This is a genomic window from Marisediminicola sp. LYQ85, from assembly GCF_046600695.1.
Classification (GTDB): domain Bacteria; phylum Actinomycetota; class Actinomycetes; order Actinomycetales; family Microbacteriaceae; genus Marisediminicola.
Map to the genome: position 1 here is coordinate 1586570 of NZ_JBKIWO010000001.1, position 15428 is coordinate 1601997.

The window sequence follows — 15428 nt, forward strand, 5'->3', positions numbered from 1 at the left end:
ACTCGACCCGACCGGCCGACGATGATCGACCCCGCGTGGCCGGGAGCACCGTGGACACTCGGCGCGCTCCTCGCGGGTCTCCTCGCGCTCCTCGTGGCGCGCGCCATAAAGCGGGACCGCAGGGACTACCGCCGATTCACGCGCTTTCGCAGCACGAGGCGACGTGTCCGCGCGATGCGGCGCTGGCTCCTCGACTCACTCCTCACGTTCGGCGGAGCGTCGGTCGTCGTGCTCGCGTTCGTGTGGCAGTACGTCCCGCTGCTCCTCGACGAGGTCGACGGGGTCTGGTGGGTCGCGTCGGCGCGGTCGTGGTGGGAGTCGACGGGCGGCCTGCTCGACGTCGTCGCGTGGTCGGTCGCCGCCGTCGTTCTCGTCGGCGGCACCCTCGTGCTCTTTCTCGCACGCTCGGTCGACACCGTGCCGACGATCGGCGACATCCACACCCTGCTCCCCCGCAACCGCCGCGAACTGCCCTACGGCGCAGCGCTCTCGGTGAACGCGGGCATCGTCGAGGAGCTGCTCTTCCGGCTCGCGCTCCCGGCGATCGTCTTCGGCGTGACCGGCAGCGCTCTCGTGGCGATCGTCGCGAGTGTCGCGGTCTTCGGCGCGCTCCACGCCTACCAGGGCGTTGCGGGAGTCGTCGGGTCGACCGTCATCGGGGCCGCACTCATGGCGCTCTACCTCGCGACGGGGTCGATTCTCCTGCCGATCGTCGCGCACGCGCTCATCGACGTGCGATCGCTCGTGCTCATCCCGGTGATCGTCTACGGGGTGCACCGCGAGCCGTCGACTAGGTCGACGCCGAGTCCACCTCGGGTGCGGTGACCGTCTCGGCGCCGAAGATCGACACGAGCAGGCCCCTCGTCCACTCGATGAGGGCGGCGTCGGTGAGAGTCGCGCCGTCGACCTTCGGCATCGGAATCGACACCGACGAGGTCTGGGCGAAGTAGCGCGCCCCCGGGTAGAGGCGCTGCATCCGCACCTGGATCGAGTCGGCGAGCTCCATGCCCGCGACCCGGAGGTTCGTGCCCATCGCCACGACCTCTGAGAGACCCGCCTTCTGCGCCATCCGGCGCAGCCTCGAGACCGCCACGAGGTTGTGCACCGCCGCGGGCGGCTCGCCGTAGCGGTCGGCGAGCTCGTCGAGCACCTGGTCGATCGCCGCGTCGGCCGATGCGGGCCCGCTCGCCGACGAGAGCTTCTGGTAGGCCTCGAGCCGCAGACGCTCGCTCTCGACGTAATCCTCGGGGATGTGCGCATCCACGGGCAGCTCGAGCCGCAACTCGGTCTGCCCCTCGGCGACGTCGCCACGGAACGAACTCACGGCCTCGCCGATCATGCGCAGGTAGAGGTCGAAACCGACGCCCGCGATGTGACCGGACTGCTCGCCGCCGAGGAGGTTTCCCGCTCCGCGGATCTCGAGGTCTTTGAGAGCCACCTGCATGCCCGCGCCGAGCTCGTTGTTCGCCGCGATCGTCGCGAGACGGTCGTGCGCGACCTCGCCGAGGGGCTTCTCGGCGTCGTAGAGGAAGTAGGCGTATGCCCGCTCCCGCCCTCGCCCGACCCGCCCGCGCAACTGGTGCAGTTGCGAGAGGCCGTACTTGTCTGCGCGGTCGATGATGAGGGTGTTCGCGTTGGCGATGTCGAGCCCGGTCTCGATGATCGTCGTCGAGACGAGCACGTCGAACTTGCGCTCCCAGAAGTCGACCATCACTTGCTCGAGCACGTGCTCGGGCAATTGCCCGTGGGCCACGGCCACGCGCGCCTCGGGAACGAGCTCGGCGAGCTGGGATGCCACGCGATTGATGCTCGACACCCGGTTGTGCACGAAGAAGACCTGGCCCTCGCGCAGGAGTTCGCGGCGGATCGCGGCGCTCACCTGGTTGGGGCTGTACGGCCCCACGAACGTGAGGATCGGGTGGCGGTCTTCGGGAGGCGTCGCGAGCGTCGACATCTCGCGGATCCCCGTGACCGCCATCTCGAGCGTTCGCGGGATCGGCGTCGCACTCATCGCGAGGATGTCGACGTTGGTCTTGAGCTTCTTCAGCGCGTCTTTGTGCTCGACCCCGAACCTCTGCTCCTCGTCGATGATCACGAGACCGAGGTCTTTGACGACGACGCCCTTCGCGAGCAAGCGGTGCGTTCCGATGACGATGTCGACGCTGCCGTCGGCGAGCCCCTCGATCGCCTCCTTCGACTCCTTCTCGGTCTGGAATCTGCTGAGCGCCCTCAAGTGCACGGGGAACCCGGCGAAGCGCTCCTGGAAGGTCTCGAGGTGCTGACGCACGAGCAGCGTCGTCGGAACGAGCATCACGACTTGCTTGCCGTCTTGCACGGCCTTGAACGCGGCGCGCACGGCGACCTCGGTCTTGCCGTAGCCGACGTCACCGGCGATGAGACGGTCCATGGGGATGGGCCGCTCCATGTCGGCCTTGACCTCGTCGATCGTCGTGAGCTGGTCGGGGGTCTCGGCGAACGGGAACGCCTCCTCGAGCTCGCGCTGCCACGGGGTGTCGGGGCCGAACGCGTGTCCGCGGCTCGCCATGCGCGCCGAATAGAGCTTCACGAGCTCGACCGCGATGTCGCGCACCGCGCGTCGCGCCTTGCCCTTGGCCGCCGACCAATCGCTCCCGCCCATCTTGCTGAGCGTGGGCGCTTCACCGCCCACGTAGCGCGTGAGGAGGTCGAGCTGGTCGGTCGGCACGAAGAGCTTGTCTCCGGGGTATCCGCGCTTGCTCGGCGCGTATTCGATCGCGAGATACTCGCGACTGTTCTTGACGGCGTTGCGGCCACCCGAGCTCACCTCGCGCTGCACGAGCTCGATGAACCGCCCGATGCCGTGGGTGTTGTGCACGACGATGTCGCCGGCCTTGAGCTGCAGAGGGTCGACGACGTTCTTGCGCCTCGTCGCGAGCTTCTTGACCTGCCTGCCGCCGTAGCCCGCCGTGCGCCCGTAGAACTCGGCTTCGCCGAGCACGGCGAGACGGATGTCGGGCAGCTCGAACCCGGCCTCGACCCCCGCCTTGACGAGATACGCGACACCGTCGTCGAGCTCCTCCGGGAGGTCGTCGACGGCGCGCGCCGCGAAACCGTGCTCGCCGAGAGCCTCGGCCGCGCGCTCGACGAGCCCCGCGCCCTCCGCGACGACGACGACGCTCCAGCCCTCACCGAGTCGACGACCGACGTGCTCGATCGCGCCCTCGGCCTGACCCGTGAAACTCGGCACGGTGTCGGCGACGACGCGGACGTATTCGCCCGCGTCGTCGACGAGCGCGCTGATGTCGGCATCCGTGAGCTTCGCGAGGGCCGTCGTGCTGTCGGCTCCGCCCGCCGCGGCCGTGGGCTCGGCGGCACCCGAGTCGAACGAGCTCATCGTCCACCACGCGCGAGACCCCGCGGCCTCGCGGAGCCCCATGAGGCTCAAGAAGTCTCCCGAGTCGAGGTCGATGGGCGCTTCGGCGCCGGCCGTGGCCGCGTTCCACGCCGCGCTCAAGAACTCCCGGTTGGTCTCGACGAGACTGACGGCTCGCGCCGCGACGCGCTCGGGCGAGAGCACCGCGATCGCGGCATCCGCGGGCAGGTAGTGGGTGATGGGCACGAGCCTGTCGACGAGGGCGGGCGCGAGCGACTCCATGCCGTCGACGGGGATGCCCTCGGCGATCTTGGCGAGCATCTGCGTGAGACTCGGAAACTCGTGCTGCATCTCGGCGGCACGCTGGCGCACCTCGGGGCTCAGAAGCATCTCGCGACTCGGCGGGAGTTCCGCGACCTCGACGGCGTCGGGCAGCGACCGCTGGTCGGCGACCGAGAACAAGCGGATGTGCTCGACCTCGTCGCCGAAGAACTCGACGCGCACGGGGTGCTCGGCGTCGGGAGCGAAGACGTCGAGAATGCCGCCGCGCACCGCGAACTCGCCGCGTCGCGTGACCATGTCGACGCGCGAGTAGGCGAGATCGATGAGCTGCACGGCGATCGTGCCGAGGTTGTAGCCGCGGCCCCCGGCCTCGAGTCGCAGCGGCTCGAGGCTCGTGAGGTTGTCGGAGAGCGGCTGCAGGGCGGCGCGCACGCTCGCGACGATGACGATGTCGCGAACCGGCTCGGCAGTCGAGTCGGCGGTCGCCCCGCCCGCGCGCTGCGCGTCGACCGCCGCTTGCCACGCGGCGAGCCTGCGGAGGGCGCGGATGCGTTTGCCGACCGTCTCCGCGCTCGGGCTCAAGCGCTCGTGCGGGAGGGTCTCCCACGCCGGGAACTCCACGAGTTCGGCGTCAGGCAGCACGCTCGGCAAGGCGGATCGCAGCGACTCGGAGTCGCGACCGGTCGCGACGATCGCGAAGAGCGCTTGCGGACCCTCGCGCCGATCGAGGAGCCCCGCGAGCAGCGGCGCGCGCAACCCGTCGACGAGGGAGAAGTCGGCGCTGCCCGAAGCGTATTCGAGGGCGTCGCCGAAAGTCTGGGCGCGCGAAAGCCCCGCAATCAAGCCTGAAAGTGACACCGCAGAAGTCTACGCGCGCCCACTGACAGCGACCGCTGCGGGCCCACACGGCGGGCATGCGCCGCCAGACCGCCCTGCCCGAGCCCCGTGGGCCGACGGAGATGCAGGAAGTTCTGCCGACAGCGCAGCAATCGCCGGAGTTTCTGAGCCTCCGACACCAGAGGGTCCTGCGAAACCGCGCGGTCAGCTCGCGGTGTGGAACTTGAGTTGCGCGGCGGTCAGACCCTCGCTCGCGAGAAGTTCGACGGCATCCGCTGCGTCGGAGACGAGCGACGGGAGCGTCTGCTTCTCGACCGACGAGAAGTCTTTGAGCACGAAGTCGGCGGCGGGCTGGCGACCGGGAGGGCGCCCGATGCCCACACGCACGCGCACGAAGTCGGGCGAGCCCGTGGCCTGGATGATGTCGCGCAGACCGTTGTGCCCGCCGTGACCGCCGCCGCTCTTGAGCTTGACGGTGTCGAAGGGGATGTCGAGCTCGTCGTGCACGATCACGATGCGCTCGTGCGGCACGCCGTAATACTTGGCGAGGCCCGCGACGGGGCCCCCGGACACGTTCATGAACGTGTTCGGTTTGGCGAGCACGAACGACGGGCCACCGGGTGCCGTGCGCCCCTCGGCGACCACGGCGTTCGCACGGTGCTTCTTGAACGACGCCCGCGCGCGATCGGCGAGCTCGCCCACGATCATCTGGCCGACGTTGTGGCGGTTGCCGGCGTAGCCGGGCCCGGGGTTACCGAGCCCGACTACGAGCCATCGATCCGATGGCGCCGGCGCCTGACGGCCGAAGAGGGCCGTGACTACTCCGACTTCTCGTCGGAGCCGTCGTTCGTGCTGTCGTCTCCGGACTCGTCGGAGTCACCCTCGGCCGACTCGTCGTCTTCGGGCTCGGGGTCGGCGTCGCTCGTGAGGTCGAGCTGCGGCGTGATGACGTTGACCACGAGGGTCTCCGGGTCGGTGACGAGCGTCGCACCCTTGGGGAGCGTGAGGTCGTCGGCGAGCACCTGGGTGCCCTCCTCGTAGCCCTCGACGCTGATCGAGACGCTCTCGGGGATGTGCGTGGCCTCGGCCTCGACCGAGATGGTCGGGCTCTCGAGCTGCGCGATCGTGCCGGGGAAGGTGTCGCCCTCGACGTGCACGGGGATGTCGACGACGACCTTCTCACCGCGACGGATGACGATGAGGTCGACGTGCTCGATGAGCTGCTTGACCGGGTCCTTCTGCACGTCCTTCACGAGGGCGAGCTGGCTCGTGCCCTCGATGTCGAGGTCGAGCACGGCGTTCGCCTTGCGCAGGAGCAGAGCGACCTCGTGGCCCGGGAGGGTGAGGTGCTGGGGCTCGGTGCCGTGACCGTAGACGACGGCGGGAATCTTGCCGAGGGCGCGCAGCTTGCGGGCCGCGCCCTTACCGAACGAGGTGCGGATCTCGGCGGCGAGAACGTTGCTCTCGACCTGCGACTTCTTGCTCGTGCCCGCGCGGTCGGCGCTGCTCATGCCGCCGGCGTTCTTGTCTTTGGGGGTGGTCTCAGCCATGGTCATCTCCTTTAGCGGGCGCCGTCCTCGTGAGGCGGGCCACGGTGTTCTGGTCAACTCGAACGCATGTCAGCGTGAGGAAAGACGTGTGCCCGTTCGGACTGCCTGCCCACCGCGTCGATCACGGATGTCGGTCGGACGCGGTTTCCGCAGCCGACGACGATCCCTCGCCGAAGTACAGTGCCCGAGTTTACACGCTCGCGTCGAGACCGCCGCGCGGGCCGGTTTCGCGGGCCGCTGCTCCGCGGTGTTCCGCGGGCGCCGCCCGGTATTCTGCACCCATGAGTAGCCTGCACGATCACGCCGTCGACGAGCTCGGTCGACGCGTCGTCGGCGGCACCCTCCCCGCCGGAGCGGTCGTGCTCGCCGACGACCTCGCGGTGTCGCTCGGGGTCGGGCGCTCCGTCATCCGCGAGGCCATCAGGGTGCTGAGGTCGCTCGGTCTCGTGACGTCGGTCAAGAGGGTCGGAATCCGCGTGCTCCCCGCATCCGAGTGGAACGTCTTCGACCCCCACGTGATCGCGTGGCGTATCGCCGTGACCGACGACGGTGCCCAACTGCGTTCCCTCACTGAACTGCGTACGGCCGTCGAGCCGTTCGCCGCAGAGCTCGCAGCACGGCACGCGAGCCCCGAGCTCGGCGCGGAACTGCTCGCGGTCGCCGCTCACATGCGCACGATCGGCCGCTCGGGCGACCTCGACGCGTTCCTCGAGCTCGACATCCGCTTTCACGCCCTCGTGCTCAAGGCGAGCGGCAACGAGATGTTCTCGGCGATGAACGAGATGATCGCCGCCGTGCTGCGCGGGCGCACCGACCTCGGACTCATGCCCACCCATCCCCACGAGGAAGCGCTCCAGTGGCACATGGATGTCGCGGAGGCGGTGCACGCCGCGCACCCCCAGCGCGCCCACGATGCCATGGAGCTCATCATGCGCCGCACGGTCTCCGAGGTCGAGCACGTGTGGGACGGCGTGCCCCGCGGCTAGCGCTCCTCAGAACCGGAGCAGCACCTTGCCGCTCGACGCCGAGTCCGCCGCGACCGCGAACGCCTCGAGGGCGTCCTCGGCGTCGAACTCGTGGGTCACGACAGCGTCGACGATGAGAGACCCGTCGGCGAGCGCCGCGATGACCTCGTCGATCTCGTCGGCGAAACGGAACGAGCCGACGAGCTCGAGTTCGCGAGTGATCGCGAGGCTCACGAGCGCGGGCTGCTCTCCCGAGGGGAGCAGGCCGACCATGACCACGCGACCCCCGCGCGCCGCCCCGCGCACGGCGGAGGCGAGACCCCGCCAGCTTCCCGACGACTCGACGACGATGTCGGCTTGCACCGCGGCGATCGCGTCGACGTCGGTCGCCGCGATCGTCGCGGTGGCCCCGAGGGCGCGCGCGATCTCGAGGGGCTTCTCGTGCATGTCGACGGCCGTGATGCTCGTCGCTCCCGCGCGTTTGAGCACGGCGATCACGAGGGCGCCGATCGGCCCCGTTCCGATGACGAGCGCCGACCTGCCCGCGACGTCTCCCGCGCGGGACACCGCGTGCCACGCGACGCTCGCGGGCTCGACGAGCGCCGCGTCGCGCAGCGAGAGACCCGCGGGGAGCGGCCGCAGCATGCGCGAGGGCAGCGCGACGAATCGTGCGAACGCCCCCTCGGTGTGCGGGCGGTGCGCCGCGCTGCCGAGGTAAGTCGTGCCGGGGGCGAGGTTCGGGCGATCCTCGGGATACCGCACACCCTCGACGGGGCGGGGGGTCGCGGGATGCACGGCGACGAGCGTGCCTCGGGCCGGGCCCGAGCCATCCGCGGCCGCCGTCTCGACCGTGCCGACGACCTCGTGCCCGAGCACCATCGGGTCGCGCAGAATCGACTCCCCCGCGGCGCCGTGGGTCCAGTAGTGCAGGTCGGAGCCGCACACGCCACCGAAGGCGACGCGCACGAGCGCTTCGTCTGCAGCGACGACCGGCACGGGCACGACGTCGACCCGGAGGTCGTCTTTCGCGTGCGCGACGACGGCGATGTTCGACTCGCTCATACGACCACCGTCATCCCGCCGTCGATGAAGACGACCTGACCGTTGACGAAGTCGGAACCGGATGACGCGAGCCACACGGCCGGGCCGACGATGTCGGCCGTCGTGCCCCAGCGGTGGGCGGGCGTGCGGCCGAGGATCCACGAGTTGAACTCGGGGTCGTCGACGAGCTTCTGCGTCATCTCCGTGTGGATGTAACCGGGGGCGATCGCGTTGACCTGCACGTTGTGCGCGGCCCACTCGACGGTCATCGCGCGAGTGAGGTTGCGCAAGCCGCCCTTCGCCGCCGTGTATGCACCGATCGACTGGCGCGCGAGATCGGCCTGCACCGACGCGATGTTGATGATCTTGCCGCCACCGCGAGCGATCATGCCGCGCGCGACCTCGCGACCGACGAGGAACGCGCTCGTGAGGTCGGTGCGCAGAACGCGGTCCCAGTCCTCGACCGCGAGGTCGAGGAGCGGCTCGCGGTGCTGGATGCCCGCGTTGTTCACGAGCACCGCGAGGTGACCCGCCGACGACTCGACCTCGGCGATGCCCGCGACGACGGCGGAGGCATCCGTCACGTCGAACGCCACCGACCGCACGCGGGCGCTGCCGAACGCCACCTCGAAATCGGATGTCGTCGCCGCGAGCCTCTCGGGGTCGCGGCCGTGGAGCACGACCGTCGCCCCGGCGGTCGCGAGACCGTGGGCGATGGCCCGGCCGATTCCGCGACTCGATCCGGTGACGAGCGCGATGCGACCGGTGAGGTCGAAGATGCCCGTCATGATCAGAACAACCCGGCGACGAGGAAGATCGGGAGCGCGAACGCGAACCCGCAGATGCCGACGAGAGCCTGGCCGACCGTCCAGGTCTTGAGGGTCGTCTGGGTGTCCATGCCGAAGAACCTGCTCACGAGCCAGAAGCCCGAGTCGTTGACGTGGCCCGCGAAGACCGATCCGGCGGCGAGCGCGAGCACGAGGGCCGCGAGCTCGACGGCGTTGAGGCTCGAGTCGGCGGCGACGACGGGCTGCACGAGGGCGGCCGCCGTCGTGAGCGCGACCGTCGCGGAGCCCTGCGCGACACGGATGATCGCGGCGATGACAAAGCCCGCGACGATGAGCGGAAGGCCGAGGGCGTCGAGCGACTCGGCGAGGGCACCGCCGATGCCGCTCGCGCGGAGCACCCCACCGAACATGCCACCGGCACCCGTGATGAGGATGATCGCGCACACGGGCCCGAGGGCGCTGTCGACGATGCTCTCGACGAGCGAGCGGCGCTTGCCGTTGCGCCACCCGAGGAGCCACATGGCGAGCACGACGGTGATGAGGAGCGCGATCGGAGTCTCACCGAGCAAGCGGAGCCCCTGCACGACGGGAGAGTCGAGCGACACGACCTCGGCCGTCGCGAGAGCGTTGAGTCCCGTGTTGAGGAAGATGAGGATGAGCGGCAGAACGAGCAGGAAGATGATGGTTCCGAGGCGGGGAGCCGACTTGAACTCGTCCATCTCGGGGTCGTCCTTGACGCCGGAGAGGATCGTCGGGATCGCGATGTCGTACTTGCGGCCCAGGTAGGTTCCGAACTTGTATCCGACGATGTACCAGGTCGGGATCGCGATGAGCAGACCGAAGACGAGCACGACGCCGACATCCGCGCCGAGGAGGCCGGTCGCGGCGACGGGGCCGGGGTGCGGCGGAACGAAGATGTGCATGACCGAGAACGCGGTCGCCGCGGGGAACGCGTAGAGCAGCAGCGAGCCGCCGAGGCGACGCGCGACGGCGAAGATGATCGGGAGCATGACCACGAGGCCCGCGTCGAAGAAGATCGGGAAGCCCATCGCGAGCGAGGCGACGGAGAGCGCGAGGGGGGCTTTCTTCTCACCGAAGGTGCGGATGAGCGCATCCGTGAGCACTTGGGCGCCGCCACTGATCTCGAGCATGCGGCCGAGCATCGCCCCGAGTCCGACGAGGAGGGCGACGGAGGCGAGAGTGCTTCCGAACCCGGATGTCAGGGTCGGGATGACCTGGTCGAGCGGGATTCCCGTGGCGATCGCGGTGACGAGGCTCACGATGATGAGGGCGAGGAACGCGTGGATGCGCGCCCCGATGATCAGCACGAGCAGGAGCGCGATGGCTCCCGCCGCGATCAGGAGGAGTCCCCAGGTGGGGAGCTCCCACAGGAGTTCGAGCTCGGTCATCATTGTCCTTACTGGTTGGTCGTGCTGGTGGGGGTTTGGAGGTCGCGGAGGCGCTGCGCGACCTCGGCGACGATGGATTCGGGGCCCTGGGCGATGTCCACGGCGATGCCGCGTTCGCCCTCGACGAGGGGCTCGAGGGTGTCGAACTGCGAGTCGAGGAGGGTCACGGGCATGTACTCGTGGTTGCGACGCGACTGCCTGTCGGCGATGAGATCGCGTCCGCCGACGAGGTGCACGAAGACGGTGCTCGGCGCGTGGCTGTTGAGCACGCCGCGGTAGCGCTTCTTGAGCGCCGAGCACGCGACGACGATGGGCTTGCCGTCGGCGAGTTCGGCGCCGACGCGATCGGCGATGATCTCGAGCCAGGGGGCGCGGTCTTCGTCGTTGAGCGCGTGGCCCGCCGCCATCTTCGCCTTGTTGGCGCGGGGGTGCAGGTCGTCTCCGTCGATGAACTCGACGTCGAAGTGGTCGGCGAGAGCCTGACCGATCGTCGACTTTCCGGAGCCGGAGACACCCATGACGATGAGTGGGGGGATGGAGGTCGGCACATTTCTCCTTCGGTATCAGGACGCGTCATTACGTCTGACAACATCAACGGAATTGCCGTTTAAATCAGACTTAACCGAAGACACTAGCAGTCGATGAGGTCCATACTGACCCCGGGCGACACACGACAAGCAAGAAAAGTCGTGTTCTAGGCTGAATCGAGCCGCAGCGATCGCGCCGACGGCACCCAGCACGTGAAATTGCGAGGAGCAACCGCATGTCAGATCGGGCCACTCAAGCGAACATCGGAGTCGTCGGGTTGGCGGTGATGGGGTCGAACCTCGCCCGCAACCTCGCGAGCCGCGAGGGCAACACCGTCGCCGTCTACAACCGCTCCCCCGAGCGCACCGACCTCCTGCTCTCGGAGCACCCGGAAGCCGGCTTCATCGCCTCGAAGTCGATCGAGGACTTCGCGGCATCGCTCTCGAAGCCCCGCACCGCCATCATCATGGTGCAGGCCGGGCGGGGAACCGACGCCGTGATCGACCAGCTCACCGAGGCGTTCGAGCCCGGCGACATCATCGTCGACGGCGGCAACGCGCTCTTCACCGACACCATCCGCCGCGAGAAGGCCGTGCGTGCCACGGGCATCAACTTCGTCGGCGCGGGAATCTCGGGCGGCGAGGAGGGTGCGCTCAACGGCCCGTCGATCATGCCGGGAGGCTCGGCCGAGGCCTACGAGACCCTCGGGCCGATCCTCTCGTCCATCGCCGCCGTCGCCGAGGGCGAACCGTGCGTGACCCACATCGGCACCGACGGCGCCGGCCACTTCGTCAAGATGATCCACAACGGCATCGAGTACGCCGACATGCAGCTCATCGCCGAGGCCTACGACCTCTTGCGCCGAGTCGGGGGGCACGAGCCCGCCGCGATCGCCGACGTCTTCGACGAGTGGAACGGCGGCGACCTCGAGTCGTATCTCATCGAGATCACCGCGGAGGTGCTGCGACAGGTCGATGCGGAGACCGGCAAGCCCCTCGTCGACGTCATCGTCGATGAGGCGGGCTCGAAGGGAACCGGGGTCTGGACCGTGCAGAACGCCCTCGGGCTCGGCGTGCCCGTCGGCGGAATCGCCGAGGCCGTGTTCGCCCGCGCCGTGTCGAGCAAGCCCGACCAGCGCGAGGCCGTGCAGAAGACCATCACGAGCCGCCCCGAGATCCACTCGGCGAGCGACAACTTCGAAGACGACGTGCGCGCTGCGCTCTACGCCTCGAAGGTCGTCGCCTACGCCCAGGGCTTCGACGTGATCATCGCGGGAGCCCTCGATTACGGCTGGAACATCGACAAGGGTGCGGTCGCGAAGATCTGGCGCGGCGGATGCATCATCCGCGCGCAGTTCCTCAACCGCATCGTCGAGGCCTACGAGAACAACCCCGGCATCTCGACTCTGCTCGAAGACCCGTATTTCGCGAAGGCCGTCGCCGACGGTGAAGCGGCGTGGCGCCGGATCGTCTCGACGGCCGCCCTCTCGGGCATCCCGATCCCCGGATTCGGCGCGGCGCTGAGCTACTACGACTCGCTCGCGTCCACGCGGCTCCCCGCGGCGCTCGTGCAGGGCCAGCGCGACTTCTTCGGAGCCCACACCTACAAGCGCGTCGACAAGCCCGGCGTGTTCCACACGCTGTGGTCGGCCGACCGCTCCGAGGTCGAGACCGAGGGCAGCGGGCACTAGTCGCTCGACGGGCTCAGGGAGCGGCCGAGCGGCCGTTCGCTGAGCCTGTCGCCGCCCCCCGGCGCTGTGTACTCAACGCAGCTCAGGGCGACGCGGTGCGGCTCCCGCGTCAGCCGCCCGCGGTCTGACCCGCGGTGCAGGTCTCCTGGTCGGCCGTCTGACCCTCGACGGTGTCGGGCAGGTCGACTCGCGGCGTCTCGCCGTCTGCGGTGCCCTCGCTCGGCGCGGGAGTGGTCGGGGCGCTCGGGTCTGCCGACGGCGGGGGAGTCTCCCCCGGCGTCTCCTCGGGCACGTCGGGCACCTCGGGCTCGACGGGAACGCCGTTCTCGTCGAGGGCGTCGGGGTCGATGGTTCCGCCGCCGGTGTCGCCCGTGAGAGTCAGGGGGAGGTCGGCCTCGATCGCGGCGATGAGCTCTGTCGCCGCCGTCTCGATCGCGACGACGCCCGACTGGCCGTTGCTCGTGCCCGACCCGCTCGGGTATCGCACGAACACGACCTCTTCGAGCGGGATGTCGCGCAGCGCACTCGCGATCGACACCATCGTGTCGACGCTCTGCAGGCTGTTGGAGAGCTGCAGGTTCTGCGTCGCCGCCGTCGCGATCCCGTAGAGCCTCACGGGGTTCGAGAGCGTGTCGGAGCTCTTGAGTGTGCGCACGAGCGACGAGAGGAACTGCTGCTGGTTGCTGATGCGCGTCGTGTCGCTGCCGTCGCCGACCCCGTAGCGCGAACGCAAGAACTGGAGGGCGTCGAAGCCCGAGAGCGAGTGCTCCCCGGCATCGAGCTGGAAGCTGATCTGGCGGTCGTCGATGGGCGTCGCGACGCACACGGGAACCCCGCCGACGGCGTTCGACATCGCGATAACACCGTCGAATTCGATCTCGGCGGCATAGGGGATGTCGAGCCCGGTGAGGGCCTCGACGGTGAGGACGACGCACGCGAGCCCGCCGCGGCTCAACGCGGAGTTGATCTTCGCGCTGTACGCCGGGTTGTAGACGGTGCCGTCGGGGCCCGTGCACTCGGGGATGTCGACGAAGAGGTCACGCGGAAAGCTCACGACCGTGGCCCGCTCGTGATCCTCGGAGATGTGCATGAGCATCGTCACGTCGTTGAGCTCGGCGTCGCGTTCACCGTATGCCGCGTTGCCGCCACCGCTGTCGCTCCCGACGAGGAGGAGGTTGACGCCACCCTCGATCGCCCCGATCTGCACGGGATCGTCGTCTTCGCCCGCGAGACTCACGCCCGGCCCGACGGCCGAGGTGAGGTTGTAGACGGCGAAAGCCGCGACGCTCGCCGTGCTCACGAGCACGACCGCGAGGGTCGCCGCGACGACGCGCGCGACGAAGCCGACGGGGTGCCCGCTGCGGAGTCGACCGTGCCGAGCCACGGGTGCGGCTGTGTCGTCAGCCCGTGGGGCGGAGCGGTGAGATGCAGTAGACATTGAGCCGATGGTAACGGATGGGTCTCGCTCGACCCTGAGCATGCGCGCGACACCGCCCGTGACACACTGGGGAGGCCATGTCAGACCACCACCCCGAACTCGCCGGCTATGAGCCCGGCGACGGGCGACCGCTGCGCAGCAAGAACGTGGTGCGCGTCATGCGCGTCGTCGTGATCCTGGGAATCATCGCCCTCGTCCTCCCGGGCATCGTCACGACCCTCTCGGTCGGCTCGTCGACCGCCGCCGCGGCGTGCGCGACCTGGGTGGATTTCGAGACGCCCGACGCCACGGGAGCATCGGCACGTTTCGAGTTCTTCGGTCCCGGCGGGCCAGGATGGCAGTGCTACTCGGTGGGGGCGTTCGGTGGCGACCGCCTCGTCGCCTCGCTCGGGATCATCCCGAGCGGAGCTCGCCTGCCCGTTCCGACGATCGGGTCCTGAGCTCGCGCTGCATCGCGGTCGCGAACTGCTGTTCAGCGTCCGCGGGAACAGCCATTCGCGACCGCGACCGCGATCGGCCGTTCGGTGCTCAGGCTGCGCCGGGCTCAGGCAGCACTGGGCTCAGGCGGCGCCGTCGAACATCGACGTGACCGAGCCGTCGTTGAAGACGGCGCTGATAGCCCGCGCGATGAGCGGCGCGATCGGCAGCACCGTGAGCGTGTCGAAGCGCTTCTCAGCGGGGAGGGGAAGGGTGTCGGTCACGACGACCGAATCGATGAATTCGCTCTGCAGCAGCTCGGTCGCCGGGTCGGAGAACACCGCGTGGGTCGCCGCGACGATGACGCGCGTGGCGCCCTGGGCTTTGAGGGCCTCGGCAGCCGATGCGATCGTGCGCCCGGTGTCGATGAGGTCGTCGACGATGAGACACGTGCGGCCGTCGACATCCCCGACGATCTCGCGAACCTCGACCTGGTTGTGCACGCGCGGGTCGCGACGCTTGTGGATGATCGCGAGCGGTGCGCCGAGCTTCTGGCTCCAGATGTCGGCCACGCGCACGCGACCCATGTCGGGGGAGACGACCGTGAGGTCGGAGGAGTCGAGGTTCACGCGGAAATGCTCGAGGAGCACGGGCATCGCGAAGAGGTGGTCGACGGGGCCGTCGAAGAAGCCCTGGATCTGCGCGGCGTGGAGGTCGACGCTCATGATGCGGTCGGCGCCGGCGGCCTTGAAGAGATCGGCGACGAGTCGGGCGCTGATCGGCTCGCGACCGCGGCCCTTCTTGTCTTGGCGCGCGTAGGGATAGAAGGGGGCGACGACGGTGATGCGCTTCGCGGACGCGCGCTTGAGAGCGTCGACCATGATGAGCTGCTCCATGAGCCACTCGTTGATCGGGGTCGTGTGTGACTGGATGACGAACGCGTCGCACCCGCGCACGCTCTCGTCGTAGCGTGCGTAGATCTCGCCGTTCGCGAATGTGCGAGCGTCGGTGTGCACGAGCTCCGAACCGAGGGCGCTCGCGATGTCGACGGCGAGCTGGGGGTGGGCCCGACCGGAGACCAGCACGAGCCTCTTCTGTCCGGTGACGGTGATCTCGGACACGCATCCTGCT

At 69.2% G+C, this 15428-nt stretch carries 12 protein-coding genes and 1 pseudogene; 4 read left to right on the forward strand and 9 right to left on the reverse strand.

Annotated features, from left to right (window positions below):
• The first annotated feature begins 21 nt into the window (after nucleotides 1-21).
• Nucleotides 22-825 carry a CPBP family intramembrane glutamic endopeptidase gene (locus ACLHG5_RS07505; protein WP_411318302.1) on the forward strand — a complete coding sequence of 268 codons (804 nt, stop codon included), beginning with the start codon at nucleotides 22-24 and terminating at the stop codon, nucleotides 823-825.
• Here the strand turns inward: ACLHG5_RS07505 and mfd are convergent.
• The 3 genes and pseudogenes from mfd to ACLHG5_RS07520 all read right to left on the reverse strand — a co-directional run bounded on the left by mfd (nucleotide 791) and on the right by ACLHG5_RS07520 (nucleotide 5982).
• Complete coding sequence (mfd, locus tag ACLHG5_RS07510) at nucleotides 791-4492, reverse strand: transcription-repair coupling factor (RefSeq protein WP_411318303.1); 3702 nt, start codon at nucleotides 4490-4492, stop codon at nucleotides 791-793. The genes ACLHG5_RS07505 and mfd overlap by 35 nt on opposite strands.
• 183 nt (nucleotides 4493-4675) lie before the next feature.
• A pseudogene (gene pth / locus ACLHG5_RS07515) lies at nucleotides 4676-5251 on the reverse strand (aminoacyl-tRNA hydrolase); the annotation flags it as partial.
• 38 nt (nucleotides 5252-5289) lie between these two features.
• The gene (locus ACLHG5_RS07520) at nucleotides 5290-5982 is read right to left on the reverse strand and encodes a 50S ribosomal protein L25/general stress protein Ctc (protein ID WP_411316273.1); all 693 of its coding nucleotides are present in this window, start codon (nucleotides 5980-5982) and stop codon (nucleotides 5290-5292) included.
• A gap of 320 nt (nucleotides 5983-6302) precedes the next feature.
• Between ACLHG5_RS07520 and ACLHG5_RS07525 the strand changes: the two genes are divergently transcribed.
• Entirely contained in the window at nucleotides 6303-7007 is a 705-nt protein-coding gene (locus ACLHG5_RS07525; protein WP_411314802.1) for a FadR/GntR family transcriptional regulator, read from the forward strand.
• A gap of 6 nt (nucleotides 7008-7013) precedes the next feature.
• On the opposite strand, the gene ACLHG5_RS07530 is transcribed toward ACLHG5_RS07525, so the two are convergent.
• Genes ACLHG5_RS07530 through ACLHG5_RS07545 form a run of 4 tightly spaced genes read right to left on the reverse strand, consistent with a single transcriptional unit; the run spans nucleotide 7014 to nucleotide 10772 of the window.
• Complete coding sequence (locus ACLHG5_RS07530; RefSeq protein ID WP_411318304.1) at nucleotides 7014-8048, reverse strand: L-idonate 5-dehydrogenase; 1035 nt, start codon at nucleotides 8046-8048, stop codon at nucleotides 7014-7016.
• Complete coding sequence (locus ACLHG5_RS07535; protein WP_411318305.1) at nucleotides 8045-8815, reverse strand: SDR family oxidoreductase; 771 nt, start codon at nucleotides 8813-8815, stop codon at nucleotides 8045-8047. Before ACLHG5_RS07535 ends, ACLHG5_RS07530 begins: the two co-directional genes overlap by 4 nt.
• Nucleotides 8816-8817: 2 nt before the next feature.
• The gene (locus ACLHG5_RS07540; protein ID WP_411314799.1) at nucleotides 8818-10227 is read right to left on the reverse strand and encodes a GntP family permease; all 1410 of its coding nucleotides are present in this window, start codon (nucleotides 10225-10227) and stop codon (nucleotides 8818-8820) included.
• Nucleotides 10228-10232: 5 nt separating this feature from the next.
• The gene (locus tag ACLHG5_RS07545) at nucleotides 10233-10772 is read right to left on the reverse strand and encodes a gluconokinase (RefSeq protein ID WP_411314798.1); all 540 of its coding nucleotides are present in this window, start codon (nucleotides 10770-10772) and stop codon (nucleotides 10233-10235) included.
• A 215-nt stretch (nucleotides 10773-10987) separates the two neighbouring features.
• Between ACLHG5_RS07545 and gndA the strand changes: the two genes are divergently transcribed.
• Complete coding sequence (gene gndA, locus ACLHG5_RS07550) at nucleotides 10988-12442, forward strand: NADP-dependent phosphogluconate dehydrogenase (RefSeq protein ID WP_411318306.1); 1455 nt, start codon at nucleotides 10988-10990, stop codon at nucleotides 12440-12442.
• 109 nt (nucleotides 12443-12551) lie between these two features.
• Here the strand turns inward: gndA and ACLHG5_RS07555 are convergent, their stop codons facing one another.
• The gene (locus tag ACLHG5_RS07555) at nucleotides 12552-13880 is read right to left on the reverse strand and encodes an LCP family protein (RefSeq protein ID WP_411318307.1); all 1329 of its coding nucleotides are present in this window, start codon (nucleotides 13878-13880) and stop codon (nucleotides 12552-12554) included.
• Between the two features lie 77 nt (nucleotides 13881-13957).
• On the opposite strand from ACLHG5_RS07555, the gene ACLHG5_RS07560 reads away from it, so the two are divergent.
• Nucleotides 13958-14320 (forward strand): hypothetical protein, encoded by a 363-nt coding sequence (locus ACLHG5_RS07560; RefSeq protein WP_411318308.1) that lies wholly within the window; start codon nucleotides 13958-13960, stop codon nucleotides 14318-14320.
• A 120-nt stretch (nucleotides 14321-14440) separates the two neighbouring features.
• On the opposite strand, the gene ACLHG5_RS07565 is transcribed toward ACLHG5_RS07560, so the two are convergent.
• Nucleotides 14441-15418, reverse strand: coding sequence for a ribose-phosphate diphosphokinase (locus ACLHG5_RS07565; protein ID WP_411314794.1), 978 nt, complete (start codon nucleotides 15416-15418; stop codon nucleotides 14441-14443).
• Nucleotides 15419-15428: the final 10 nt, after the last annotated feature.

Bases quoted from the DNA above. Each gene is read 5' to 3' on its own strand.
- ACLHG5_RS07505 (WP_411318302.1), top strand. From the start codon at position 22: ATGATCGACCCCGCGTGGCCGGGAGCACCGTGGACACTCGGCGCGCTC.
- ACLHG5_RS07520 (WP_411316273.1), bottom strand. From the start codon at position 5,982: ATGAGCAGCGCCGACCGCGCGGGCACGAGCAAGAAGTCGCAGGTCGAG.
- ACLHG5_RS07525 (WP_411314802.1), top strand. From the start codon at position 6,303: ATGAGTAGCCTGCACGATCACGCCGTCGACGAGCTCGGTCGACGCGTC.
- ACLHG5_RS07530 (WP_411318304.1), bottom strand. From the start codon at position 8,048: ATGAGCGAGTCGAACATCGCCGTCGTCGCGCACGCGAAAGACGACCTC.
- ACLHG5_RS07535 (WP_411318305.1), bottom strand. From the start codon at position 8,815: ATGACGGGCATCTTCGACCTCACCGGTCGCATCGCGCTCGTCACCGGA.
- ACLHG5_RS07540 (WP_411314799.1), bottom strand. From the start codon at position 10,227: ATGATGACCGAGCTCGAACTCCTGTGGGAGCTCCCCACCTGGGGACTC.
- gndA (WP_411318306.1), top strand. From the start codon at position 10,988: ATGTCAGATCGGGCCACTCAAGCGAACATCGGAGTCGTCGGGTTGGCG.
- ACLHG5_RS07555 (WP_411318307.1), bottom strand. From the start codon at position 13,880: ATGTCTACTGCATCTCACCGCTCCGCCCCACGGGCTGACGACACAGCC.
- ACLHG5_RS07560 (WP_411318308.1), top strand. From the start codon at position 13,958: ATGTCAGACCACCACCCCGAACTCGCCGGCTATGAGCCCGGCGACGGG.